Source organism: Aquibaculum sediminis (genome assembly GCF_040712085.1).
In the GTDB taxonomy this organism is placed as follows: domain Bacteria; phylum Pseudomonadota; class Alphaproteobacteria; order Kiloniellales; family DSM-21159; genus Aquibaculum; species Aquibaculum sediminis.
Genome location: NZ_JBFCVK010000011.1, coordinates 1 through 21,493, shown reverse-complemented (window position 1 = coordinate 21,493; position 21,493 = coordinate 1). Strand labels below are relative to the sequence as shown.

At 64.2% G+C, this 21,493-nt stretch carries 18 protein-coding genes, 1 tRNA gene, 1 rRNA gene, 1 pseudogene and 1 CRISPR repeat array; of the genes and pseudogenes, 12 read left to right on the top strand and 9 right to left on the bottom strand.

Annotated features, from left to right (window positions below; all coding sequences use genetic code 11):
- Positions 1-192 precede the first annotated feature (192 nt).
- The 4 genes from lpdA to ABZ720_RS15770 are packed head-to-tail and all read right to left on the bottom strand — an operon-like array spanning position 193 to position 5,229.
- Complete coding sequence (gene lpdA / locus ABZ720_RS15785; protein WP_366556487.1) at positions 193-1,638, bottom strand: dihydrolipoyl dehydrogenase; 1,446 nt, start codon at positions 1,636-1,638, stop codon at positions 193-195.
- On the bottom strand, positions 1,635-2,972 hold the full coding sequence (locus ABZ720_RS15780; RefSeq protein ID WP_366556486.1) for a dihydrolipoamide acetyltransferase family protein: 1,338 nt from the start codon (positions 2,970-2,972) through the stop codon (positions 1,635-1,637). The genes lpdA and ABZ720_RS15780 overlap by 4 nt, the downstream gene beginning before the upstream one ends.
- A gap of 3 nt (positions 2,973-2,975) precedes the next feature.
- A complete protein-coding gene (locus ABZ720_RS15775; RefSeq protein ID WP_366556485.1) occupies positions 2,976-3,989 on the bottom strand; it encodes an alpha-ketoacid dehydrogenase subunit beta in 1,014 nt (337 codons plus the stop codon).
- A gap of 1 nt (position 3,990) precedes the next feature.
- Positions 3,991-5,229: a 3-methyl-2-oxobutanoate dehydrogenase (2-methylpropanoyl-transferring) subunit alpha gene (locus tag ABZ720_RS15770; RefSeq protein ID WP_366556484.1), complete on the bottom strand. Its 1,239-nt coding sequence runs from the start codon at positions 5,227-5,229 to the stop codon at positions 3,991-3,993.
- Positions 5,230-5,455: 226 nt separating this feature from the next.
- On the opposite strand from ABZ720_RS15770, the gene ABZ720_RS15765 reads away from it, so the two are divergent.
- The 12 genes from ABZ720_RS15765 (at position 5,456) to tnpA (ending at position 17,322) form a co-directional block, all read left to right on the top strand.
- Positions 5,456-5,827: a hypothetical protein gene (locus tag ABZ720_RS15765; RefSeq protein ID WP_366556483.1), complete on the top strand. Its 372-nt coding sequence runs from the start codon at positions 5,456-5,458 to the stop codon at positions 5,825-5,827.
- Positions 5,799-6,236, top strand: a complete 438-nt coding sequence (locus ABZ720_RS15760) for a type II toxin-antitoxin system ParD family antitoxin (RefSeq protein ID WP_366556482.1) — start codon at positions 5,799-5,801, stop codon at positions 6,234-6,236. The genes ABZ720_RS15765 and ABZ720_RS15760 overlap by 29 nt, the downstream gene beginning before the upstream one ends.
- Positions 6,237-6,239: 3 nt before the next feature.
- Positions 6,240-6,614: a type II toxin-antitoxin system RelE/ParE family toxin gene (locus ABZ720_RS15755; RefSeq protein WP_366556481.1), complete on the top strand. Its 375-nt coding sequence runs from the start codon at positions 6,240-6,242 to the stop codon at positions 6,612-6,614.
- A 95-nt stretch (positions 6,615-6,709) separates the two neighbouring features.
- Positions 6,710-9,409, top strand: coding sequence for a CRISPR-associated helicase Cas3' (gene cas3 / locus ABZ720_RS15750; protein WP_366556480.1), 2,700 nt, complete (start codon positions 6,710-6,712; stop codon positions 9,407-9,409).
- Positions 9,381-10,979 carry a CRISPR-associated protein Cse1 gene (locus ABZ720_RS15745; protein WP_366556479.1) on the top strand — a complete coding sequence of 533 codons (1,599 nt, stop codon included), beginning with the start codon at positions 9,381-9,383 and terminating at the stop codon, positions 10,977-10,979. The genes cas3 and ABZ720_RS15745 overlap by 29 nt, the downstream gene beginning before the upstream one ends.
- A 55-nt stretch (positions 10,980-11,034) precedes the next feature.
- Complete coding sequence (locus tag ABZ720_RS15740) at positions 11,035-11,505, top strand: hypothetical protein (protein WP_366556478.1); 471 nt, start codon at positions 11,035-11,037, stop codon at positions 11,503-11,505.
- A complete protein-coding gene (gene cas7e / locus ABZ720_RS15735) occupies positions 11,502-12,629 on the top strand; it encodes a type I-E CRISPR-associated protein Cas7/Cse4/CasC (RefSeq protein WP_366556477.1) in 1,128 nt (375 codons plus the stop codon). Before ABZ720_RS15740 ends, cas7e begins: the two co-directional genes overlap by 4 nt.
- Positions 12,622-13,356, top strand: coding sequence for a type I-E CRISPR-associated protein Cas5/CasD (gene cas5e / locus ABZ720_RS15730; RefSeq protein ID WP_366556476.1), 735 nt, complete (start codon positions 12,622-12,624; stop codon positions 13,354-13,356). Before cas7e ends, cas5e begins: the two co-directional genes overlap by 8 nt.
- Entirely contained in the window at positions 13,353-14,135 is a 783-nt protein-coding gene (locus ABZ720_RS15725) for a type I-E CRISPR-associated protein Cas6/Cse3/CasE (RefSeq protein ID WP_366556475.1), read from the top strand. Before cas5e ends, ABZ720_RS15725 begins: the two co-directional genes overlap by 4 nt.
- Position 14,136: 1 nt before the next feature.
- Complete coding sequence (cas1e, locus tag ABZ720_RS15720) at positions 14,137-15,024, top strand: type I-E CRISPR-associated endonuclease Cas1e (RefSeq protein ID WP_366556474.1); 888 nt, start codon at positions 14,137-14,139, stop codon at positions 15,022-15,024.
- Positions 15,024-15,341, top strand: a complete 318-nt coding sequence (cas2e, locus tag ABZ720_RS15715; protein ID WP_366556586.1) for a type I-E CRISPR-associated endoribonuclease Cas2e — start codon at positions 15,024-15,026, stop codon at positions 15,339-15,341. The genes cas1e and cas2e overlap by 1 nt, the downstream gene beginning before the upstream one ends.
- A gap of 54 nt (positions 15,342-15,395) precedes the next feature.
- Positions 15,396-16,766: direct repeats of the CRISPR family, unit length 29 nt; unit sequence GGTTCCCCCGCAGGCGCGGGGATAGACCC.
- Positions 16,767-16,887: 121 nt separating this feature from the next.
- Positions 16,888-17,322, top strand: coding sequence for an IS66-like element accessory protein TnpA (gene tnpA / locus ABZ720_RS15710; RefSeq protein ID WP_366556473.1), 435 nt, complete (start codon positions 16,888-16,890; stop codon positions 17,320-17,322).
- Positions 17,323-17,654: 332 nt separating this feature from the next.
- On the opposite strand, the gene ABZ720_RS15705 is transcribed toward tnpA, so the two are convergent.
- The 5 genes and pseudogenes from ABZ720_RS15705 to rrf form a co-directional block, all read right to left on the bottom strand.
- On the bottom strand, positions 17,655-18,869 hold the full coding sequence (locus tag ABZ720_RS15705; protein WP_366556472.1) for an extracellular catalytic domain type 1 short-chain-length polyhydroxyalkanoate depolymerase: 1,215 nt from the start codon (positions 18,867-18,869) through the stop codon (positions 17,655-17,657).
- 61 nt (positions 18,870-18,930) lie between these two features.
- Positions 18,931-19,350, bottom strand: a complete 420-nt coding sequence (locus tag ABZ720_RS15700; protein WP_366556471.1) for a ribbon-helix-helix domain-containing protein — start codon at positions 19,348-19,350, stop codon at positions 18,931-18,933.
- 145 nt (positions 19,351-19,495) lie between these two features.
- A pseudogene (locus ABZ720_RS15695) lies at positions 19,496-19,862 on the bottom strand (IS66 family transposase); the annotation flags it as partial.
- A gap of 1,422 nt (positions 19,863-21,284) precedes the next feature.
- Positions 21,285-21,361, bottom strand: a tRNA-Met gene (locus tag ABZ720_RS15690).
- 50 nt (positions 21,362-21,411) lie between these two features.
- A 5S ribosomal RNA gene (gene rrf / locus ABZ720_RS17495) occupies positions 21,412-21,493 on the bottom strand; the annotation flags it as partial.

The following is a 21,493-nucleotide window of genomic DNA, read 5'->3' as shown; positions in this document are numbered from 1 at the left end:
CACTCTCCCGATCCGGCTGTGGCCGGATTTTTCGGCTCTTCCCCATGATCGGGGGATGGGCATTCTTCAGACCCGATTGATGCCCCCGTTCGAGCCAGACACCCTCATACTGTAATTCTGGAAGTTCCTTGGGAGAGCGGATCGCGCCTGTTCGTAAATACTTGACCTTCCGGTCAGGTGCGGTAACAGCGCTCATACGTGCAGTCCCTGCCCCAGCGCCCTGAGAGCCGCCTCGGGAAAGGCCTCGCTCTGGGTTGGGTGGGCGTGGATGGTGCCGGCGATGTCCTCGAGGCGCGCACCCATCTCGATGGCGAGGGTGAAGGCAGCGGAAAGCTCGGAAGCGCCCGGCCCCACCGCCTGAACACCGAGGACCAGGTGGTTGTCCGCGCGTGCGACCACGCGGAGAAAGCCGGCATCGGTTCCCCCGGCGTCCACTCCCAGCGTCATCGCGCGCCCGTTGGCGCTGAAGGGAAAAAGGCCGACGCGGATTTCGCGGCCGGTGGCGCGCGCGTCCTCGGGCGAAAGGCCGACCGCGACCACCTCCGGATCGGTGAAGCAGACGGCCGGGATAGCGCGCTTGTCCCATGCCCGACGATTGCCAGCGACGATCTCGGCCACCATCTGGCCTTGGGCCATGGCGCGGTGGGCGAGCATCGGTTCGCCGGTCACGTCGCCGATGGCATAGACGCCGCGCATCGAGGTGCGGCACTGCCCGTCGATGCGCAGGAAGGGCCCGTCCCGGTCGAGGTCGAGCTCCTCGAGCCCCCAGCCCTCGACCAGCGGCCGGCGGCCGACGGTGACCAGCACGCAGTCCGTCGGCAGGCGATGTTCCTCGCCCGCCGCATCCCCGTCCCTCGCCTCCTCGCTTCCAGCACTCTCGACAACGAGCGCCGAGGCGTCGGAGGACAGGCGCCGCGCCTTGGCAGCGGTGATCACCTCGACCCCCAGTACCTCGAGCCGCTTTGCCACCGGACGGGTGAGCTCCGCGTCCCACTGGGGCAGGATGCGGTCCTCGGCCTCGACCACCGTGACCCGGCTGCCGAGCTTCGCAAAGGCCGTGCCCAGTTCCAGCCCGATATAGCCGGCACCCACGACCACCAGCCGCTCGGGCGGCTGCGTCAGCTTCAGCGCCTCGCTGGAGGAGATCACCTTGCCCCCGAAGGGCAGCGCGGGCAGTTCAACCGGCGCCGAGCCTGTGGCGATTACCACACTCTCGGCCCGGATCACTTGCACTCCGGTTGCGGTCTCGACCTCCACGGTCTTGCCGTCGCGGAAGCGGGCCCAGCCGGCCACCGATTTCACGCCCGCGCGCTTCAACAGCTGCGCCACGCCAAGCGTCAGGCGATCGACGATCCCCTCCTTCCAGTTCACCGCTTGCGCCAGATCGAGCTCCGGGCGCGCGGAGCGGAGGCCAAAGGGTGTTCCGGTGGCTGCGGCCGCCGCGGCTCTGGCGTACTCCTCGGCCACGTGGATCAGCGCCTTGGAGGGGATGCAGCCCAGGGTCAGGCAGACGCCGCCCGGGCGCGCAGCCTCGACAACCAGGGTGTCGAGACCCAGCTGGCCGGCACGGATCGCGCAGACATAGCCGCCGGGGCCCGCCCCGATTACCAGGAGCTGGCAGGAGAGCTCCTTCATCATTGCGCCTCCATGAAGAGCATGGCTGGGGTCTCCAGAAGGGTCTTCAGGCGCTGCACGAAGGTCGCCGCGTTCCAGCCGTCGATCACCCGGTGATCGAAGCTGGAGGAAAGGTTCATCATCTTGCGCGGGACGAAACCCTGCCCATCCCAGTGCGGGCGCAGGGCGATCTTGTTGACGCCGACGATGGCCACCTCCGGATGGTTGATGATCGGCGTCGACATGATACCGCCCAGCGCGCCGAGCGAGGTGATGGTGATGGTCGAACCGGTCAGCTCCTCCTGCCGGGCGGAGCCGTCGCGGGCGGCCGAGGTAACGCGGGCGAGTTCCTCGGCGCAGTCGCGCAAGCCCCGTGCCTCCGCGTGGCGCACCACCGGCACCATCAATCCGCCAGGCGTCTGGGTTGCGATGCCCACATGTACTGCACTGTGACGGTGAAGGATCCCCGCCTCGTCATCGTAGAGCGCATTGACCAGGGGCTGCTCCTCCACCGCGCGGACCAGGGCGCGGATCAGGAAGGGCAGGATCGTCAGGCGCAGGCCGTGCGAGTCCTCGGCGTTCAGCTTGCCACGCAGCTCCTCCAGCGCCGTAACATCGACCTCCTCCACGTAGGTGATATGCGCGATCCGGTCCTTGGCCAGCGTCATCCTTTCGGCGATACGCCGGCGCAGCCCGATGATCCTGATCTCCTCCACCTCGGTGCGTCGCTGCAGGCGGCCGGGAGCGATCCCTCCCTTGGTGAAGGCGTCGAGATCCTCGTGGGTGATGCGACCGGCCGGACCCGTGCCCTGCACCTGGCGCAGATCGATCCCGGCCTCCCGCGCCCGCAGCCGCACCGCCGGCGATGCCAGCGGCCGCTCGCCTTCAGGGCGCGGCAGGGCACTGCCAGCGAAGGCCGGGCCGGCTCGCGCAGAGGCCGGAGGCTCCACGCCAGCCTCCTGCGAGCGCACTTTGGCCGCCGGCTGTTTGGCCGCTGGCTGTGGCTCGGATGGCGATGGCGCCGCAGACGCGTCCGCCGCTTCCGGCTCCTGCTCCTGCGCTGGCGGCTCGGCTGCGGACTCCTCGCCTGCGGACTCTGCGTCCGCGTCCGCTTCTCCCGCAACCGTCAGCCTGGCCAGCGGTGCGCCGACGGCGATCTTTTCGCCCACCTCCGCCCCCAGCCAGGCGACGGTGCCGTCGCGCGGCGAGGGGATCTCGACGGTGGCCTTGTCGGTCATCACTGCGGCAAGCGTGTCGTCCTCGCGCACCAGGTCACCGACCTGCACCTGCCATTCGACCAGTTCCGCCTCGGCCACGCCTTCACCGATATCGGGGAGCTTGATGACGAGTTCGGCCAAGATTCACGCCTCCATCGTCGCAACCAGTGCCTCGGCAACCCGCCTTGGCCCCGGGAAATAGGCCCATTCCTGCGCATGGGGATAGGGCGTGTCGTAGCCGGCAACGCGCGCGATCGGCGCCTCCAGGTGCCAGAAGCATTCCCCCTGCACCAGCGCCACCAGCTCGGCGCCGAAACCCGAGGTCAGCGTGGCCTCGTGGATGACGACGCAGCGCCGGGTCTTCTTCACCGAGGTCGCCACGGTCTCCAGGTCGAGTGGCAGAAGCGTGCGCAGGTCGATCACCTCGGCGTCCACACCCGCCTCCTCGGCCGCGGCCTCCGCCACATGGACCATCGTGCCGTAGGCCAGCACCGTAACCGCCTTTCCGGGCCGCCGCACCACGGCCTCGCCCAGGGGAACGGTGAAATGTCCATCGGGAACCTCGCCCAGCGGATGGGCGGACCAGGGCGTGACGGGGCGATCGTGATGGCCGTCGAAGGGGCCGTTGTAGAGGCGTTTCGGCTCGAGGAAGATCACCGGGTCCGGATCCTCGATTGCAGCGATCAGGAGGCCCTTGGCGTCCTGTGGGTTGGAGGGCACAACTGTCTTCAGCCCCGCGACGTGGGTGAAGAGCGCCTCCGGGCTCTGGCTGTGGGTCTGGCCGCCGAAGATGCCGCCGCCGGTGGGCATGCGAATGACGATCGGGCAGGTGAACTGGCCGGCCGAGCGGTAGCGGATGCGCGCCGCCTCCGAGACGATCTGGTCATAGGCCGGATACATGTAGTCGACGAACTGGATCTCGACACAGGGCCTCAGCCCATAAGCGGCCATGCCGATGGCCGCGCCCACGATGCCCGACTCATTGATCGGCGTATCGAAGCAGCGTGCCACGCCGTACTTCTGCTGCAGTCCCTGGGTGCAGCGGAAGACACCGCCGAAGTAGCCCACGTCCTCGCCGAAAACGACCACCCGCTCATCCTCGGCCATCGACACCTCCATGGCCGAGCGGATCGCTTCGATCATGGACATGCGCGCCATGTCAGAACCCCGCCTTCTGGCGCTGGCGCCGCAGATGCGGCGGCATGGTGGCATAGACCCCCTCGAAGAGGTCGCGCGCCGACGGCTGGCCGCCCGAATGCAGCGTGCCGCGGCTTTCCGCCTCCCGCTGGGCGCCGATCACCTCGTCCATGATCTCGGCCTCGGCCTGCTTCTGACGTTCTTCGGACCAGGCCCCGATGGTGATGAGGTGGTTCTTCAGCCGGATGACCGGATCCCCCAGGGGCCAGGCATCGGATTCCGCCTTGGGCCGATAGGCCGAGGGGTCGTCCGAGGTGGAGTGCGCCCCCACGCGATAGGTCACGTGCTCGACCAACGTTGGCCCCAGATTGCGCCGGGCGCGTTCAACCGCCCACTTCGCCACGGCGTGCACCGCCAGGTAGTCGTTGCCGTCGACCCTCAGCGCCGGGATGCCGAAACCGAGGCCGCGGGCCGCAAAGGTCCCGGAACCGCCGCGTGCAATCCCCTGAAAGGTCGAGATCGCCCACTGGTTATTGACGATATTCAGGACCACCGGCGCACGATATGTCGAGGCGAAGACGAGACCCGCGTGAAAGTCGCTCTCAGCCGTCGAGCCGTCGCCGATCCAGCCCACGGCGACACGCGTATCGCGGCTGATCGCCGAGGCCATCGCCCAGCCCACCGCCTGGATGAACTGAGTGGCGAGGTTCCCCGAGACCGAGAAGAAGCCGTGTTCGCGCGAGGAATAGAGCACCGGAAGCTGCCGTCCCTTGAGTGGGTCCGCCTCGTTCGAGAAGATCTGGTTCATCATCTCGACCATCGGGTAGCCCCCGGCGATCAGCAGCCCGGCTTGGCGATAGGTCGGAAAGTTCATGTCTCCCGGTTCCAGCGCGCACCGAAAGGCACAGCTGACAGCCTCTTCGCCCATGTGCTGCATGTAGAAGGAGGTCTTGCCCTGCCGCTGGGCCGTGAGCATGCGGGCATCAAAGGCGCGCAGCCGCATCATGTGGCGCAGGCCCTCGCGCAACTCCTCTTCGTTCAAGCCACCGGCCCATGGCCCCACCGCCTCCCCCTGGCGGTTGAGCACGCGGATGATGGAATAGGCCAGGTCGCGGATCTCGCTGGGATCCACATCCACGGGCGGTCGCGGCACGGAACCGGCTCTCGGGATCTGGACATGGGAGAAGTCGGGCGTCTCGCCGGGGCGGACCTCCGGCTCCGGCACACGGAAGCTGAGCGAAGCTGCGGTCTTCTCGGTCATGTCGCCACTCTCGGCTCCGAATTGGCAGATGCCAGCGCTACCGCTGCGCCCATGAGGCTACTCCAGATCAAGCGGCCCCCAGCGGCCTCCTGGCCTAGCCTGTACTATACCCATAATCGGAGGCAAGGTGGGATCGGCTTCTCGGAAGAAGGCTTATCCACCCACCATCGAAAGCGAGTTTACCGCCCTGGAAGTGCAGCTGGCGGAGTCCGATGAGGAGCCGGTCTTGAATCTGGACGATGACCTTGCCGCCGTCTATCGCGCCCGGGTTGCAGACCTTGCCCGGCAGCTGCGGATGCCCGACGCCGAGGCGGCGCGCCAGCAGTTGCGCGACCTGATCGAGCGGGTGGTGATTTCCCACGACGCCGCCCAGGGCCACCGGGTGACACTGGAGGGGGCCATCGTGCAGCTGCTTGCTCTCGCAAGTGCTTTTGGCACAACGCAAAAACCCGCTCAGGCGGATGCCGGAGCGGGTGGTTTGTTGTGTTGTTCGGTAAAGTTGGTTGCGGGGGCGTATCTCCACCTTTGGCGAACGAGCGCTCTCTTGGCGTTTTTCCGGAAGGTTTCCGATGGTTTGGCACAACCGGAAGCGGCGTGAAGTGCGGCGTTGGGGGCCTGCTCGGCAGCGGGGTGGCTCGACCTGCGCCGCGGATAAGCCGGTCGGTATGTACGGGCCAATACTTGGCAAAGATTGCCAATGGCACTATTCTCTCGGCAATTTGGAGGACATCGTCATGCCGACCCGAAACGTAAACCTTACCGCCGAACAAGACGCCTTCATCCAGGAAGCCGTCGAGGCTGGCAGGTATCAGAACGCCAGCGAGGCGATGCGCGACGCCGTGCGCAGTTTGCAGCAGCGCCTTCAGACCGACGATCTCAAGCTCGACCTTCTGCGCACGCAGATCCAGGCCGGGCTCGCCGCACTCGACCGGGGAGCTTTCACGGAAGTGGACGACGCTGACCTGGATGATGCGCTCGACCGCCTCACCCCGAAGGCCGCCGGGTGAAGCGTGGCGCGCTATCGGCTATCAGACCCAGCGAAGGCCGACATCGCATCGGTGTTGAGCACCAGCGAGGCGCTGCATGGGCCCGAGGCGCGGCGGCGCTATCGCGCCCTAGTGACTGCGGCTTTGCGTCGGATCGCATCCGACCCCCAGGGCCTTTCTACTATCGACCGCAGCGAACTCTCCGCCGGACTACGGAGCTTACACATCCGTCATAGCCGCGCCGAGAGCAACGACGAACCCGTACGAGACCCGGTGCATGTTATCTTCTACCGGGCACACGAGCCCGGCCTGGTCGAGGTCGTCCGCCTGCTCCATGACCGAATGGAGCCGTCCCGGCATCTCGGCTCGCACGAACAAACCGAGCAAGATGAGCCGTAGCGCGAGGCCAACACCTCCCCCGTACATCCCTTAACATTTGAGGGAGCCAGAGAGAGAGAGAGAGAGAGAGAGAAAAAAATCAGAGAACGGGCCGCTTGAGCGATGATTGCATCCGGCTTTATCGACTTACGTTCGATGTTTTCAGAATCAGGTTGCCACCAGTGGATGAGCAATCCACAGTTGGGTTTATGGCACTCTGTTCTCCATGGGGAAAGACCTCTGACGGCAACAGCCATCATCTCGCGCACCATTGTGCCGACGTGGCCGCCTGTTTCGAGGTGCTGGCCGAACTGCCCATAGTTCGTGCCCGGCTGAACACCGTCGTTGGGCGGTCGCTCAGCAGCGTTGATCTGGCCCGACTTTCTGTCCTCGCTTTCCTCCACGATTGCGGCAAACTCCATCCTGGTTTTCAGGCCAAGTGCGGCTGGCCCAGTCACTTTTGGCCACCAGGACAACTGCACGGTCATGTCGAGGAAGGCGCTGCCATCTTCGGCATGGAGCCACCGTTCGACGGTGAGATTGCGAAGAATCTTCACTTGGATCGGCTGATCTCATGGGGGTGCGACCAGAATCTGCTCTTCGCCGTCCTTGCCCACCACGGCCGCCCCTTCCAGGTACAGGGAAGAGCCGCAAAAGGCTGGCGCGCGGTGCCTGCGGCCAACTACGATCCTCTTACCGCATCGGTAGAAATCGGTGCGCTGCTTCCCGATTGGTTTGCGGGCGCATTTGAAGAGGACGGTGACCCGCTACCCACATCCCCCCACTTCCAGCATCTCTTTTGCGGGCTCGTCTCTCTGGCTGACTGGCTGGGCTCCAATCGCGACATATTCGAGTTCGTGCCGCAGCTAGAGCGCGGCTACATGGCGGCCGCACGCGACAAGGCGCAGCGTGCAGCGCAAGACATAGGGCTCAACACTGAGAAGTGGCGTCTAGCCGTCGCCGGCCGGACAAGCTTTGAGTCTTTCGCGCCTGGCTGGGCAGCGAAGAGCACTCAGCAGATCGTTGGTGATTGGTCGCTGGACGACCCTCTGACCATCCTGGAAGCGGAAACCGGTTCCGGAAAAACCGAGGCAGCCTTGTGGCGCTTCGCGCAGCTGTTCGAGGCGGGAAAGGTCGACAGCCTGTACTTTGCCCTGCCAACGAGAGCGGCCGCAAAGCAAATTCACGGCCGTGTTGACCGCGCCCTGAAGCATCTCTTCGGGGAGCAGGCACCGGAAGCTGTTCTGGCCATTCCCAGCTACTTCAAAGCCGGCCAGGCTGAAGGCAAGGCAATGCCGAGCTTCGAGGTGCTGTGGGACGATGACCCTGACGAGAGGGTCCGCCTTGCACGTTGGGCCGCAGAAAACGCCAAACGCCACCTTGCCGCCACCGTGGCTGTGGGGACTGTAGACCAAGCCATGCTCGCCGCATTGCAGGTAAAGCATGCCCACCTGCGCAGCGCTGCCTTGTCGAAATCCCTTTTGGTGATCGACGAGGTACATGCTTCCGACCCCTACATGACAGCCGTTCAGGATCACTTACTGCGCATCCACTTCCACCGCGGCGGCCATGCAATGCTGATGTCCGCCACTTTGGGTTCCTCGGCACGCTCTCGTTGGCTGAAGGGCCGTAAGGCAACTCCCCCATCGTTTCAGGAGGCGTTGGAAGCGCCTTACCCGGTCGTGTGGGGCAAAAGTACACCGCCCCGTACACCTAGAGGGAAGGACGAAGACGATAAGTGCGTGTCCATGACGTTGGCACTGTCATGGAGCGCACAGGAAGCCTGTGAGCGTGCTGTTTCGGCCGCCAAACGTGGCGCTCGGGTCCTTGTCATTCGCAACACGGTGAGATCGGCGATAGAGACGTTCCGCGAAGTGGTTGCCGCGGGACACGCAAACCTGCTCTGGCAGGTCGCCGGAGGCCCGGCACTTCATCACTCGCGCTTCGCCCCGGAGGATCGCAGGCTTCTCGATGGTGAAGTGGAGGCAGCCCTTTCACCGAAGCCGGAAATCCGCAGCCCCAGGGGCATGATCGTGATCGGCACCCAGACCCTCGAACAGTCGCTCGATATCGACGCCGATTTGCTTGTCACGGATCTTTGCCCAGTTGATGTGCTGCTGCAACGCATTGGCCGCCTTCACAGGCACCGCTTGGAGCGACCTGCTGGGTTCGCGCAACCGCAGTGCGTAGTGCTCAGTCCGGAACAGGGACTTGATCAACTGGCCGCCCACCAGCCGGAGAACGGACTGGGCAAGTTTCGCGACGGCGGCGGCGTGTATCTCAACCTACACGCCTGCGAACTCACCCGGCGGCTTGTGCTTTCCAGCCCCGAATGGCTGATACCCTCCATGAATCGCCGACTGGTGGAAAGCGCAACGCACCCAGAGCAGTTTGAGGCGCTCAATCAGGAACTGGGCAAGACCTGGCAGGACTACTGGTCGAACGTATATGGCAAAGACATCGCCGACGCTCAGGCGGCACATAGCGTCCTCGTTCCGGTAGATGAGCCTTTGATCGACGAGGCCGGCAATCCCAGGCTTTTTGCCAGCGATGAAGAAAAGATCCGCACCCGCTTGGGAGCGGAGGGGGCCGTCGTCCGGCTTCCGGAGGCAGTGCCAGGTCCCTTCGGCCAGCGCATCACGAGTCTCACTCTGCCCCCTCAGTGGTCGATGGGCGTCGGGCCGGACTCGCCAATTGAAATACGTGTGCTGGAAGAATCACTTATTGCTATGGTTGCCGAGAGATGCTTTCTTTACGATAGGGAAGGGCTGAAACGGGCGACGCGTGATGGGGCTGGCGTTCAATCTGCTCACTGAGCCACTGATCCAGACCACACCATGTGGAAAGCTGACGCTGCCTGGTGTACTGGCAGCGCTCGCCCGGGACGAGATTGAAAGCTTCCCCGCACTGCGTCCGCATCAGAGCATGTTCTGGCACATGTTCCTTGTACAGCTCGGGGCGCTTGCGCTCCAACGTGGCGGACAGTCCGAAATCCCACTTACGGAGGCCGCATGGGCGGATCTGTTGCGAGGCCTAGCACCTGCCTATCGCGACGATGAGCCTTGGTGCTTGGTGGTCTCCGACTGGAGCAAGCCAGCGTTCATGCAGCCGCCGGTCCCAAATGGCCTCAAGCTTGCCAACGACGTTCCAACGGCTGATTCGCTCGACCTGCTGATCACCGCCAAGAATCATGATCTCAAGCAAGCTGTTTCACGAGAAGGGAACCCGCAAGACTGGATGTTTGCGCTGATATCATTGCAAACCGGCGAGGGTTATGGAGGCGCCGGGAATCAAGGTACTGCGCGCATGAATGGGGGATCCTCTTCTCGCGCAATGCTCACTTTGGCCCCGCTTCCACAAGAGAACCAGAGGGTCATGTCGCCCCGACCTGGCGCATGGATGAGACGGGAAATTAGCGTCCTCCTCGAGACGCGTCGGAAGGTTCTGGAGGACACCAGTCTCAACTATGCAGACGACGGGCTTGCGCTGACATGGCTTGCGCCATGGAGAGAGGGTGAGCAGCTGCAAATCGATGAACTCGACATTTGGTTCATCGAAGTCTGTCGCCGCATACGGTTCACATTCAAATCCAGCCGTATTCAAGCGGTCAGGGGCACCTCAAAGGCTACCCGAATCAATGCCAAGCACCTGAACGGCGTTCTATGTGACCCCTGGGCACCCGTCCACAAAACCGACCGCCGGAGCTTAACACTTGGTGAAGACGGAGATTTCCACTACGCGACCCTCACGAATCTGCTGCTGTCCGGCGACTGGGAAGCGCCACTTTTGGCTCGGCCTGCGTCCTTTGAGACCCCGAACTCCCGGATGACGCTGATGGCAAATGCGATTGCTCGCGGCAACTCCAAAACAGGAGGGCTACGCTCTCGCAGAATACCAATTTCGGGCAAAGCTCTACTCACCCTTGGAGCGAGACCCGCGGCGCTGCACGAATTGGCAAGAGCACAGGCCGCAACTATCTCCGCCTTCACCAAGGCGATCTCCTACTCGCTGGCACTGGCAGCGGCCAAAGGGGAGAAGGAAGGAATTAAGAAAGAGCTATACAGCTACGCTCAAAGCGCTCGAAACTCGCTGGATCAGTTTGCTGATTCGATATTCTTCGAACACCTCTGGAGGCGGCTCGATGCCCAAGATCAGGGGCAGGCTGCTCTCAGATCAGAAAGCGGCGAGTTTGAGCGACGCCTGTGGCAACGCACACAGCAGGTGTTCGATCAGTTCCTGCCCACCATGCCCTGCCCGTCCCTATTCAGACACCGCGCCGAAGCGCGCGCTCGGCGCGCCCTTACTAGCATAATCAGAAAGCACTATCCCGAGTTGTTCGAAAGGCAGCCTGAAGAAAAGGAGGCAGCGGATGCCGCCGGACTCTGAGAGGCGTAGCCCCGCCTCCGAACTATACGCAGCAATCCCTCGCCTAACCGGGGCGATGCTGAAACTTGATCCCGGAGCGCTTGCACGCTTGCGCCGCATGGATGTCCATGGGCCGGGCGAGGCGGACTTTTGGAGGCTCGCTGTCAGTTTCGGCTTACCAACCACCGAAACGGGCATGCGCTTCGTCAAGATTCTTGCCCTACTCGCCCCAAAGGGAGAGCCGAGCCGTCGATTGCCTTTCCATGATCGCAGCCGCCCGCTTGGTGAAGCGCTCTGTGATGCGGAACTTTCGGAAGCTCGCTTGGCACGATTTCTTGCCCTGCCCACCGAAAAACGCGGAGCAGCATTGGAGAGCCTGGCTCGTCTTCTCAGCGCGAAGCTTGATCCAGGGCGGGGCGTAAACTGCATGGATATCGCCCGCCTTCTCTTTTCCAACAACGTGCAGCACGCCCGCCAGCTTGCTCAAACCTATTACCGCCGACTCGACCAGCATGAAGCCAAAAGCGAAAAGGATTCCGCAGCATGACCACGCCACGCTTCCTGCAGATTCACACGCTGCATTCCTACACCGCTGCGCTATTGAACAGAGACGATACCGGACAGGCCAAACGGCTCATATACGGCGGCACGAACCGGACTCGAATATCTTCTCAGTGCCTGAAGCGGCACTGGAGAACGGCAGAGAACGACCCTAATGCGCTTCAAACACTGGCCGGCTATGTGGGCTCGTTTCGCTCTCGGGAACTCGTGACGGAGAAGGTGATCGGGCCCCTAAGGGGCAAGTATCCAGAAGAGGTTGTCGATGCGCTGGAGCCGGCATTCCAGAAGCTGGTTTACGGAGAAAAGGGTGCCACAGGAAAAAAGAGCCGCCAGACGTTGCTCCTAAGTGAACGGGAACTTGACTGGCTGGCGCAGCGTGCGGAGGAGATTGCACGCGATGCATCGGATAGAAAGTCCGCAGAGCAAGCCGTCGCGCAATGGGCCAAGGACAAGAACTTCAAAGCGATGAGCGAGAGCACTTCGCTGCCTGGCGGACTCGTTGCTGCCCTGTTCGGCCGCATGGTGACATCCGATCCAGCGGCCAACATCGACGCACCGGTCCATGTCGCGCACGCATTTACCGTGCATGCGTCAGAGAGCGAAGGTGATTATTTTACAGCCGTCGACGATCTCAAGCGAGATGACGATGACAGTGGCGCCGATACCATCCAGGAAACCGAGCTCACGTCGGGGCTCTACTACGGCTATGCGGTGATCGACCTGCCCGGCCTGATGCAAAATTGCACGTCGGACTCAGAACTTGCCGCAGACATCGTACATAACCTCATCCATCTCATCGCCGAAGTAAGCCCCGGTGCCAATCTGGGATCAACGGCTCCTTACGGCCGGGCCGGACTGATGCTGATCGAGGCAGGAGACCGACAACCGCGTTCGCTGGCAACTGCCTACCGCAAGGCCATTCCGCATGACTTCGACAAGGCCCGGGATGCCTTGAAATCCGAGCTGCAGGCCTTCGATGCCACCTACGCCACCGGGGAAGCGCGCGCTCACCTTTGCATGAATGGGTCGCTCGACGGCATAGAGCAGCATTCGCTGTCCGGGCTCGCCGGTTGGGCCGCCGAACGCGCGCGGGAAGCGCCTCATGCCTGAGAAGCGCTGGCTGGTCTTGAGTATCCAGGCACCGCTTCTGGCCTTCGGTGGAGTGACCATCGATCACGTGGGCGTCACTCGTGACTTCCCCGCAACGTCCATGATCACAGGACTTTTTGCCAACGCGCTTGGTTGGCGTCGCACCCAGTGCGAAGATCATCAGAGGCTTCAGGATCGTCTTGTTTTCGCCGCCAGGAGAGACGACGAAGAGTCGAACAGCTTGCTTACGGACATGCAGAACGCAAAGCTTGGCCATGCTGATAAGGGGTGGACAACCGGGGGCACAGTGGAGGCCAGAGGCGGCTCCGGAGGCACTTACAAGGCGCCTCACAGGCGAAAACGTACCTTCCACATGGATGCGGACGTGCGCTTGGTGCTCCGGCTTGAACCGGAGAAAAGTGCCCCAGACCTCGATTGTTTGGCCACCGCGCTCGACCGTCCAAAGCGTCCATTGTTCATCGGCAGGAAACCCTGCTTGCCGACGAACAGGCTGTTTGGCGGTTTTGTAGAGGCTCCCACTGCCTATCAGGCCCTGCGGAAACTACCATCCGCAACACCGCAGAGAAGGCTACGCGCCCTCTGGCCATGGAAAGAGGGCCCACAAGAGGGTGACAAGGTTCACCGAGTCATCGACCTACCAGACATCCGCAACTGGCCGAGCGGTTTGCATGGGGGCGTTCGAACGGTCGTGGAGGGCTTCGTACTGCCGGAAAGCGTCTCCCCATGAGCACCTTATCCATGATCAGCCTGCCTATCGACCTGAGAGGCTTCCGTCAGTGGGCGGCGACCCGTGCTTTCTCCGTGGATGAGGGGCGCGCTCTCCATCATCTCCTCGGGGAGGCGTTTGGCAGCGGCACTATCAAACCATACCGCCTCATGGTGGCAAGAGGCGCTCGTAGAGGGACGCTCTATGGTTACACAATGAAGGACGAGGTTCAGCTGCGCGCAACGGCGCTGGAGACCGGAACGCCGGATGTGCTGGCCGTAGCAAATCCGGCACGACTTGCGACCAAGGAACTCCCTGCGACGTGGCGAACCGGGCGACGGTTGGCCTTCGACGTTCGCATCCGCCCGGTACGGCGGCTGATAAAACCTCTGGAAGGCCAGACGCGAGAACAGGAGCGGCACAGGCAGCTTGGGACAGAAGTTCCACCTGCGTTTCGGAAAGGCGCTGAGGTTGACGCTTTTCTTGTCGAACGCCTGCGCAGCCATCGCGACGGTCCTCCTGACGGTGCCGACCTTCGCGACCGGGAAGCGGTCTACATTGACTGGCTAAAGGAACGGCTCCAACCGGCGGCCGAACTGATTGCTCAGCGCACCCGCATGGCGCATTACAGGCGCATAATCGTTGACCGCCGCGAGCGGTCCGAAGGACCTGATGCAATCATGCATGGTGAATTAGCCATTACGGACTGCGCCACTTTCTCACACCTTCTTATTAAGGGCTTGGGAAGACATACGTCTTACGGCTACGGCATGCTCCTGTTGCGGCCAGCGGAAGGGTGAGATGCTGTTCGGTCGGCTGGGGCTTGAAAAAGCGCGCATCCCCCACGCCGACCGCCACGGCTTGGTGTGGCTCGACCGGGGCCGGTTGGAGGTAGAGGACGGCTGTCTGCGGTTCGTTACCGCAGGCGGAGGTGAATTGGCAGCAGGGGACTACCAAGTCCCCCATCAATCGATCTCCATCATCCTCCTTGGTCCGGGATCCAGTGTGACCCACGATGCGCTGCGTTTGCTCGCGCGCCACGGCTGTGCTTTGGCCGCTATCGGCGAAGGGGCGGTTCGCTTTTACACTGCCCCGCCACTGCTCCCCGACACCTCAGCCATCGCCCGCCACCAGGTCCGCCTGTGGGCTGATCCAAAAGCCCGCATGGAAGTGGCGCGCGCTATGTATGCGATCCGCTTCGGCGAAATCGTTCGCACCCGCGATATCGAGGTGCTACGGGGTCGCGAAGGCGCACGTATAAAGAGAAGCTACCAACTCGCTGCTGAACGCCACGGACTTCCCTGGAAGGGCCGCGCGTACGATAGAAACCACCCGAACGCTGGCGATGTCCCTAATCAGGCCATCAATCACGCTGCCAGCGCCATGCGGGCAGCAGCTGCTGTCGCCGTGGCCAGCGTGGGTGCAATCCCTCAGCTCGGCTTCGTGCACGAGGATTCTGGGCAGTCGTTCGTGCTCGACATTGCTGACCTTTATCGCCATGACGTCACCCTGGACATTGCCTTTGGAGCCGCCAAGGAAGCTCTCAACTCGGGAGAAGCGATAGAACGGCTGACCCGCCGGCGAGCGGCACGGGTGTTTCGGCAGAAGAGCATTATTCCTTCAATGATTGACAGAATCAAAGCCCTCATTGGCCCCCAAGAGAGCCAGGAACAGGGACACACCGATTGATGCCGATGGTGGCTGTGATTACTCGCGACGTGGAGCCCCGCTACCGGGGCTTCCTTGGATCCGTCATGCTCGAATTGGCAGCGGGCGTCTATGCACATCCGCGGATGAGCGCGGGCGTGCGCGAGAGGATCTGGGCTGTGCTCAGTGACTGGCACGGACAACTGCGCCAAGGCAGTATCGTCATGACCTGGGCGGACAGCGCATCGAACGGCGGGCTGGGCCTCCGAACATTGGGAGACCCTCCCAAAGAGATCGTGGCACAGGATGCCATGCTTCTGGCTCGGCGCTCGCTCCAGGCATCGCAACGGCGCGACTAAGTCTTTCGTTGATGTTTGACATTGTGAATATGTTCCAGTGTGTTAACCAGCAGAGGTTCCCCCGCAGGCGCGGGGATAGACCAACTTACGCGCCAGCAACAGCGTTTCGCAGAGGGGTTCCCCCGCAGGCGCGGGGATAGACCCGTCTTCGCCTTCCTTGAGCGCGGCTTTGACGGGGTTCCCCCGCAGGCGCGGGGATAGACCCGACAACCGGGAAGTCGTGGCCGAACTCAAGACGGTTCCCCCGCAGGCGCGGGGATAGACCCACGGAAGCGCAGTTCCGCGAGTTCCTTGCCGAGGTTCCCCCGCAGGCGCGGGGATAGACCCGTCCAGTCGATTGCGAATGAGCAGCAGGCATAGGTTCCCCCGCAGGCGCGGGGATAGACCCTGCGCCTCCGCAATGCGGCGCTGCTCTTGCAAGGTTCCCCCGCAGGCGCGGGGATAGACCGGACGCCTGCTTGTCGTGTAGGAAGGGTGTAGTGGTTCCCCCGCAGGCGCGGGGATAGACCCTAGTCTACTCCCCTTGCGCCATGTACCTATTAGGTTCCCCCGCAGGCGCGGGGATAGACCCTGGAGCCGCGCCGCGTCCTGCGCCACCTACTGGGTTCCCCCGCAGGCGCGGGGATAGACCCTAGAATCCAATGTTTAGCTATGGTCCATAATTGGTTCCCCCGCAGGCGCGGGGATAGACCCAGATGCTCGTGGATTTAGTGGTCGGCCTGCTGGGTTCCCCCGCAGGCGCGGGGATAGACCCGATGCCGGTACGGATGCGCGCCTTCTGCAGGGGGTTCCCCCGCAGGCGCGGGGATAGACCCCCCCGTCGAAGCAGACGTGATCCGCGCCCACAGGTTCCCCCGCAGGCGCGGGGATAGACCCCGACAAGCGGCGCAAGGGTCAGACGCTCGCGAGGTTCCCCCGCAGGCGCGGGGATAGACCCCCAGGGTGAGTGCGACAGGCGTGCCGTCCTTTGGTTCCCCCGCAGGCGCGGGGATAGACCCATCCGGGATTCTTCCCGGTGGCGTACCGCGCCGGTTCCCCCGCAGGCGCGGGGATAGACCCGTGGAGCCATACACCACAGTAGTGCCCCGCTCGGTTCCCCCGCAGGCGCGGGGATAGACCCCGCGGCGATATTGGTAATATGTCGGATCAGGGGGTTCCCCCGCAGGCGCGGGGATAGACCCCCCGAAGATGCGCAAATGCTTCAGACGAGGCAGGTTCCCCCGCAGGCGCGGGGATAGACCCGAGGTGCTGGACTGCGCGGTCTATGCCCGGGCGGTTCCCCCGCAGGCGCGGGGATAGACCCCATCGAGAGCGTTGACGGCGACCTTGTGACCGGGTTCCCCCGCAGGCGCGGGGATAGACCCCAGCTTCACCTCAATCAGCGGCGAGAATTTCCGGTTCCCCCGCAGGCGCGGGGATAGACCCCCGATTGTCGAGGCAAAGCTCGCTGCGCTGTTGGTTCGTAAGCGGGTCTCCTTCCCCACCTGTTTATGGTTTGCGCTGTGCCTCATGTTGAGGGCTGCTCAACAATGATGGGGCGCAGGCGATGGATGATGGCAGACTTGATGCCTGGTTTAGAGGCAGGGATGAAGTCAGGCCTTACCAGCGGGTCGAGGTCATCACGGGACGGCGACAGCGGCGTCAGTGGACAGCAGACGAGAAGGCGGAGATCGTAGCAGCGAGCGCCGCACCCGGCGCCTGCATCTCCGACGTGGCGCGGCGGTATGGTGTGAACCGCGGGCTCCTGACGTCGTGGCGGCGCCAGGCCGGCATCAGCAAACGGGGCGGACGGCGCGACGGGCAGGAGTTCGTGCATGTTGTCATGGAGGAGCCCGCGCCGCAGGAGGCCGCGGCTCCGGCGCCAGAGCACCGGCCGGATCGGATCGACGTGGTGGTCGATGGCGGCCATGCGGTGCTGTCCGGCGATGTCGACCTCGCCCTGGCGGTCGCCGTTATCGGGGCGCTGCGGAGGCCGCGGTGATCGCGGTTCCGGCGGGCGTCAGGGTCGTGCTCTGCACGCGCCCGGTGGACTTCCGCAAAGGACACGACGGTGGCCGCCGTCATTCAGGACGCCTTGCGGCAGGACCCGTTTTGCGGCGACATCTTCATCTTTCGCTCGAAGTGGCGCTATGTTGAGGCAGGTCTCGTTCCCGAGGGGCTGTCCTGGCACCGAGCGCCCGGCAAGGACGCGGCGCGTGATCTGAGACTTTGGGGCCATCATCAGTGGCCCTGGAGCGGGCGAATAGCGCAGGGCAAAGAGCCGGAGAGGACGCGCGAGCCGCCTCGGCGGCGGCTCGCGGAACGCTCGGTCCCTTAGGCGGTGTCGCGGGGGCCGGCGGCGTGGGGTGCCCGGCCATGCTCGAAGAAGAAGCGGAGCATCTCGCGGCTCGCGTCGGCGCCGCGGGGGTCGGTGTAGGACCCCGCCGTACTTCCGCCGGCCCAGGCATGGCCGGCGCCGTGGATGGTCCAGTGCTCGCACACCGCCTCGCCCGACGGAGCGGTGTGGACGACGCGGCTGTGGGCGTGGCCGCCAGCGGTCTCTCCACGATGCGTCGTCGCCCGCGTGCCGGCGACCGATATCCTGGCTTGCACCGCCACGGCATCGCCGTTGCTCGGGTTGACGGTCGTATCCGCGTCGCCGTGGAACACGATTGTCGGGATGCGAAGGGGCGTCTGGACGCTCGGTCCGCCGCCCTGCCGCATGGCGGCAAAGGCCGACGGAATATCGCGCGCGCTTCCGACCGGCAGCCCGGAGTGGACGCCGGCGGCGGCGAAGAGGTCTGGATAGGCGGCCGCCAGCACGGCCGCCGCCGCGCCGCCGGCCGACAGGCCGGCGACGTAGACGCGGCCTGGATCGGCGGGGTGGTCGCGCAGGATCTGACGGGTGAGGCCGGCGAGGATCGAGGGTTCCCCGCCGTCACGCTGCTGATCCTGCGGGTTGAACCAGTTCCAGCAGCGGTTGGAGTTAGCCGTCCCCGGCTGCTCCGGATAGGCGACGAGGCAGCCGTGCTCCTCGGCGAGGGCGTTCATCCGGGTTCCTACCGCGAAGTCGTCGGGCGACTGGGTGCAGCCGTGAAGCATGACGATCAGGGGCAGGAGCTTCGCCGGGCGGTTGGCGGGAACGTAGAGCTTGTAGTTTCGTGATCCGGCAGCGTTGGCGTAGGTGAAGGTCTCAAACGACGCGCCATCCGGCAGCGGTTCCGTCACCCCGCGCGCCGCCTTGCCGAGCCCGTTGGGGCCGCCGTTCCGGCGCGCCTCCTCGGCCAGCCGCCGCAGCGTCGCTCCCAGGCCGGCGCCCGGAGAGGGTCGGGCCCGTTTCCCAGTCGGACGCGGCGCATCAGGGCGGGCTTGTGGCGCGTCCACGGTGACGTACTCGGCGTCGATGACGGATGTTGCAGGGGCGCGAGGCTGCGCGGACGCCTTCTCGCCGTTGAGTAGGCGCTGGATGAGCGAGGTCGCGTCGGACAGCTTGCCGGCGCGGGTCAGGCGCGTTGCTTCGGCCATGCCCTTGTGCAGGGTTTGGGTCATCGGAGTGCCTTCTTATTTCCTGAGGGGGACAGTCTTCCGGCGGGCATCCCCGCGGAAGCCGTTACGTGGTGCGGTCGGCGAGCGCCGCCTTGACGTCGGGGCTCGCGTGGAGGGCGCCAAGGACGGAAACGGATGCGATGGTGGCGCGGGCAAGCTCGGGCGTGACGTCCGGGGCGATGCTGCATAGGCCGAGCACCCGGATTTCCAGCGTCTGCCCGACGTCGCGTGCCGCTTCCAGGTCCTGCCGGCCGTAATGCCGCAGGCCGAGGTCGACGCTGTTGCGCGCCACGGCCTGCCGGACAACGTCGTTATGCCGGTCGATCTGGTTGCGGATGGCGGTGCGGATGAAGTCGGTGCGGTTGGAATAGAATCCTTCCTGCACCAGCAGGTCGACGTGTCCGAGGTCCACGAAGCCCAGATTGATCGTAATCTTCTCGCTCTCCGCCGCCTTCGCGGGAGATGCTCCCTTGTATCTCACCATCTGAAATCCATCCTCATACCATCCTCGTGGATGGTCATATGGGGCTAGGTAGAGGCCGGCGCAAGAGCATGGGGCGGGAACGCTCCGTGGCGAAAGCCCGACCCTTACGATGCTTTTGAGTAAACGTGGCTCTTCCCCACGATGATCAGCCGTTGACGGCGGGAGATCCTGCTTTCCAGTTCCACGGCAACAGGTCGTCGAGGCAGCTTTCGGGAAAGCCGGCCACGATCGTTTCGAGGACATCCTTCAGGTACGTGAAGGGCTCGACGTCGTTCAGCTTCGCCGTCTCAATGAGCGACGCCACGATGGCCCAGTGTTCGCCGCCGCCGTCGGAGCCGGCGAATAGTGTATTCTTGCGTGTAATTGGTAAGCGGCCTGATGCAACGCTCGACGGCGTTGGTGCCCATCTCGACACGACCGTCGTCGAGGAAGACGCAGAGGCCGTCCCAGTGGTTGACCGCATAGCGCAGGGTCTCGCCGAGCGGCGACTTGCCGGACACGCGGGCGAGTTGCCCGTCGCGCCGTCCGCCCCGCTTGCTGATGCCGGTGAAGTCCCAGTCGAACTGCCGGGCTTTCCAGACCAGAACAGCCTGATCCCCTACGGCAAGCATCGTGCCGTCGGGCAGCTCTTCGGCCGCCGCCTGGAAGGTGATCTTTGGCCTGTTGCGCGCAATGCGATGAGCGTGAAGCGTTCGGTCGATTGTCTGCGACAGCGCGCGCCCGGGCTCGGGTTCCCCGTGGACCTGGCGCCAGTGCTGGGCGAAGGCCTTGTAGTCCTGGCGTCGGCACTCGGCACAGGGGCGGTGGCCCGCCGCATAGGCCGTCGCCTCATCGAGGAAGAACAGCTCGGTGTAAGTCCCTGGGCCCATGATCGTCCGCTTCCGCCCGCGGAACGTCAGGGCACAGGCGATCCAGTTCTGATGGGCGTGGGTCTGCTGCACGCGCTGCTCGCTATCGTGCAGGATGCCCCGATTGCCCATCAGCTCTCCGCGGGCAGCGACGGCATGAAACTTGCCAAAGGGGTCGACCCGGTTTTGGTACGTCATCAGCAGGATACGGTTTTCGAATTGGCATGGCTCACGTTGCAACCACCGCTATTGTCGGCGCACGTCCCCCCCTCGACAGCCCCTTCCTCAATCCACCTTCCGATCCACAAACCCCAGCGTGCTCGCATTCTCCAGCAAAGTGCGCGCCTTGCCGCGGTCGAGGCCGCTGGCGACGTCGCCGTCGATTTCCAGTTTCAGGGTGGCCTCGGCTCCCGGGAGCGTCGTGAGCGGGTCTTGCGAACCCGCTCAACGGATGCGCCGATTCACTCCAGCGAGACGACCTCAACGCCCTGGTCGGGAACCACCACCCCCAACAGGGCTCCCTGCCTGATCTCCCCCAGCGCGCCCATGGCCTCCCAGACCCCGCCCCTGCAACACACCCGCTCAGGCTAATCCCCCAAGCGAGTCGACTCAACCCATGAGGGCGCTGTGCGACCAAAGCAAAGTAGAAGGTGGACGGTGTTGGGAACGCCGTTGCCGGGCTCCGTCAGGACGTGCCCCACCTCCGCACTGTCGAGGATGCCCTGTATCAGGCAGTGCATCGTCGCAATGGCCTGGGCGCCCGGCGCCGGGACTCTGGCAACACAGCTGCGTTCTGCGAGCGTCGACGACTCCGCTATCTGTTTTCCGGCCTGGTGCGCTGGGGTGCCTGCGGGGTGGCTTCTCGGTAATCAGTGCCAGGCCACCTGGGCTGCTCGACGGCGCGCCAGCAGTTGCGCGGCCTGATCGAGCGGGTGGTGATTTCCCACGACGCCGCCCAGGGCCACCGGGTGACACTGGAGGGGGCCATCGTGCAGCTGCTTGCTCTGGCAAGTGCTTTTGGCACAACGCAAAAACCCGCCCAGGCGGATGCCGGGGCGGGTGATGTGTTGGATTGTTCGGTAGAGATGGTTGCGGGGGCAGGATTTGAACCTGCGACCTTCAGGTTATGAGCCTGACGAGCTACCGGGCTGCTCCACCCCGCGGGTGTTTTTTGTGTGGTGGAGGCTTGGAGAAGATCAAGCGGGCTTGGAAGACTTGGCGGCGACCGACTCTCCCACGCCTTAAGACGCAGTACCATTGGCGCTGAGGGATTTCACGGCCGAGTTCGGGATGGG

Excerpts from the sequence above, each read along its gene's own strand:
- ABZ720_RS15700 (WP_366556471.1), bottom strand. The coding sequence starts at position 19,350 with ATGGTGAGATACAAGGGAGCATCTCCCGCGAAGGCGGCGGAGAGCGAG.
- ABZ720_RS15725 (WP_366556475.1), top strand. The coding sequence starts at position 13,353 with ATGAGCACCTTATCCATGATCAGCCTGCCTATCGACCTGAGAGGCTTC.
- tnpA (WP_366556473.1), top strand. The coding sequence starts at position 16,888 with ATGGATGATGGCAGACTTGATGCCTGGTTTAGAGGCAGGGATGAAGTC.
- ABZ720_RS15745 (WP_366556479.1), top strand. The coding sequence starts at position 9,381 with ATGGGGCTGGCGTTCAATCTGCTCACTGAGCCACTGATCCAGACCACA.
- lpdA (WP_366556487.1), bottom strand. The coding sequence starts at position 1,638 with ATGATGAAGGAGCTCTCCTGCCAGCTCCTGGTAATCGGGGCGGGCCCC.
- ABZ720_RS15760 (WP_366556482.1), top strand. The coding sequence starts at position 5,799 with ATGGTTTGGCACAACCGGAAGCGGCGTGAAGTGCGGCGTTGGGGGCCT.
- ABZ720_RS15740 (WP_366556478.1), top strand. The coding sequence starts at position 11,035 with ATGCTGAAACTTGATCCCGGAGCGCTTGCACGCTTGCGCCGCATGGAT.
- ABZ720_RS15770 (WP_366556484.1), bottom strand. The coding sequence starts at position 5,229 with ATGACCGAGAAGACCGCAGCTTCGCTCAGCTTCCGTGTGCCGGAGCCG.
- ABZ720_RS15775 (WP_366556485.1), bottom strand. The coding sequence starts at position 3,989 with ATGGCGCGCATGTCCATGATCGAAGCGATCCGCTCGGCCATGGAGGTG.
- cas2e (WP_366556586.1), top strand. The coding sequence starts at position 15,024 with ATGCCGATGGTGGCTGTGATTACTCGCGACGTGGAGCCCCGCTACCGG.
- cas7e (WP_366556477.1), top strand. The coding sequence starts at position 11,502 with ATGACCACGCCACGCTTCCTGCAGATTCACACGCTGCATTCCTACACC.
- ABZ720_RS15705 (WP_366556472.1), bottom strand. The coding sequence starts at position 18,869 with ATGACCCAAACCCTGCACAAGGGCATGGCCGAAGCAACGCGCCTGACC.
- cas1e (WP_366556474.1), top strand. The coding sequence starts at position 14,137 with ATGCTGTTCGGTCGGCTGGGGCTTGAAAAAGCGCGCATCCCCCACGCC.
- cas5e (WP_366556476.1), top strand. The coding sequence starts at position 12,622 with ATGCCTGAGAAGCGCTGGCTGGTCTTGAGTATCCAGGCACCGCTTCTG.